The organism is Brooklawnia sp. (assembly GCF_049651565.1).
Lineage (GTDB): Bacteria > Actinomycetota > Actinomycetes > Propionibacteriales > Propionibacteriaceae > Brooklawnia.
This window is the reverse complement of the sequence record NZ_JBASCI010000162.1, coordinates 1-2,255: the sequence shown is the minus strand read 5'-3', so window position 1 is coordinate 2,255 and position 2,255 is coordinate 1. Positions and strand designations below refer to the sequence as shown.

Below are 2,255 nucleotides of genomic sequence, written 5' to 3'. Positions count from 1 at the left end.
TGGATCATCCAAGCCGACCCGGACGCCGCCCGCGACCGCGCCGAAACAGCAGCCAAGGACCGGCACCTGCGGCTGTCCGGGATCGCCGACGGCCACGTGGCGATCTGGGGGCTGGTCGACGCCGCCGACGGGATCGACTTCGACCAGGCGATCAACCAGATCGCCGCCAGCCTGCCGAACGACCCCACAGCTGTAGGTGGTAGCGACCTGGACGCCCGCCGCGCCGCCGCGGTCGGGATCCTCGCCAGATCCGCGTTCGGCCAACACACCCTGCCCACCCACACCCTGGTCGTCCACATCCAGCACGACGACCCCGCCATCCACACCAGCGGACAGGCGGACTCCGGTATGGCCTACGTCGACAAGTGGGGACCGCTGCTCACCGAACAGCTGCCGAAGTTCTTGGCCGGCAGCAAGGTGATCGTGCGGCCGATCATCGACCCCGCCACCATCACCGCGATCGACGGCCACGACCCGACCGGGGTGATGCGGTTCGCCGTCGAACAACGCAACCCAGTAGACGTCTTCCCCTACGGAACGAGGGCCGCGACCAACTGCGACCTCGACCACACCGTGCCCTATGTGCCGGGGGTGGAGGGGCAGACGCATCTGGGGAACCTGGGGCCGCTGTCCCGGTTCACCCACCGCGCCAAAAACTTCGGCGGCTGGCGCCTGCAGCAGCCTGAGCCTGGGGGGTGTTCCACTGGACCTCCCCTGCCGGCTACCAATACCTCGTCACCGCAGCCGGCACCACCCGCATCCACGTACCCGACGCCGAAGCAGAGGCCGAGACTGGATCCGAGGCCAACCCGGCCGAGGCCGACGCCGAGGCAACAGAAGTTGGGGCCGAAACGAAAAACGATCCGCCAGCCCAGGCCGAGCCACCAGACGAACCCGAACAACTGGACGAGGCCAGCTGAATCCGCAGTAAGCCTGCCGCCACGGTGACCCAGCCGCCCGGCGGCCGCGAACGACCGGAGGTGAGGCCACCCTGCGCTACCCGTACCGCGCCGCCAGGAGGGCTGCGCAGGAGTTCACCATGCCCGCAACCCAAGCAGGCGGTCTGCGCGCTCTTCGCTCCGGCTTGGGTTGGAGCTCCGCATCGCAGCTACCAGAAGCCACGGCCGACCAGGTTATCCACAGCAGCGGCGGACAGATGGAATTGTCGGGCGTCCCGGGTGGCATGATCTGCGGTGGCAAACGAACCCTCTAACCCCCGGAGGTCGACGTGAAGATGCGTCGCTCATGGATCTCACTCATTGGGCTGGCCCTCGCGGCAGGGCTGGCCGGCTGCACCCAAGGCGGTGACGCCGAACCCACACCGTCGCCGACCCCTAGCACGCACGCGGCGGTGACCCCCTCACCGAGCCCCACCCCCGACATGGAAGCCTTGTACGCCGAAGCCGAATGGATCGTCCGGCGAGCCACTGAACTGGAGGAGCAAGCGATGCGGGAAGGGCAGGGCAGCTACCCAGCAGAGTTGCACGACTTGCTGGCCGACCCGTACCTGTCGTGGAACCAGGCTGGCATACAGCAGATATGGGAACTCGGCTGGCAGCAGGCACCTGGCGAATCGTCGGGACTGATCTTGCGGCCGCAACCAGGTGTCCGAATGGATGGCTCGGAACTCGCACTAGACGCCTGTCTGTTGAAGACCGCGACCGTTGACGCTCAAGGGTCGGTCGTCGCGCCTTCCGAGATGGTGCGGCGCAGCTACTTCTTCAAGCACGTCGACAGTCGCCTGAAGCTCTTCACAAGCACAATCGGCACGGAGATCGAGCAATGCCCATTCGCTTGAACAAGACGCTCACCGCGCTCTTTGCGACGGTACTCAGCGTTGGCATCTGCGGCATCGCAGTCGCCAACGATGCGGGCTGGACCAGCTCCACTGGCGGAGCCTACGCGAGCACTCAGGGCAATCAAGCCCAAGTTCAGGCCAGCACCAAGGGCGCCTCGCGTGGCCAAGCACAGTCAGTTGAGGACCAAGCCGCAGCTTCTGGGGAGGGCTCCGGACACAACCCGTGGGCCAAGTACACACTGGTGACCGATCGGGCCTCCGGTGAGCAACAACTCTGCACGACCGTGAACGCCGGCCAGGCCGGCGTCGACGGCAACCGGGTACAGGTCTGCTACGCCGCGACCATGCCCGACGCCGCAGACGGCCCCATCGCGGCCGACCCGGCCGTGCTCGCCGCCCAGGCCGTCGCCCAACTCACCGTCCCCGCCCCGCAGATCTCGATCAGCCCCCACCCATC

Annotated in this window: 2 protein-coding genes and 1 pseudogene; all 3 read left to right on the top strand. The window is 67.2% G+C overall.

Going from position 1 to position 2,255, the window contains the following annotated elements; all coding sequences use genetic code 11:
• Positions 1-948: DUF222 domain-containing protein (locus WBL05_RS07515; RefSeq protein WP_424224883.1), on the top strand; the 948-nt coding region annotated here is incomplete at its 5' end.
• A 433-nt stretch (positions 949-1,381) separates the two neighbouring features.
• Positions 1,382-1,798: a hypothetical protein gene (locus WBL05_RS07510; RefSeq protein ID WP_424224881.1), complete on the top strand. Its 417-nt coding sequence runs from the start codon at positions 1,382-1,384 to the stop codon at positions 1,796-1,798.
• Positions 1,799-2,040: 242 nt separating this feature from the next.
• Positions 2,041-2,255: pseudogene (locus WBL05_RS07505) on the top strand (hypothetical protein); the annotation flags it as partial.

Coding starts and splice junctions, on each gene's coding strand:
- WBL05_RS07510 (WP_424224881.1), top strand. CDS start 1,382: ATGGAAGCCTTGTACGCCGAAGCCGAATGGATCGTCCGGCGAGCCACT.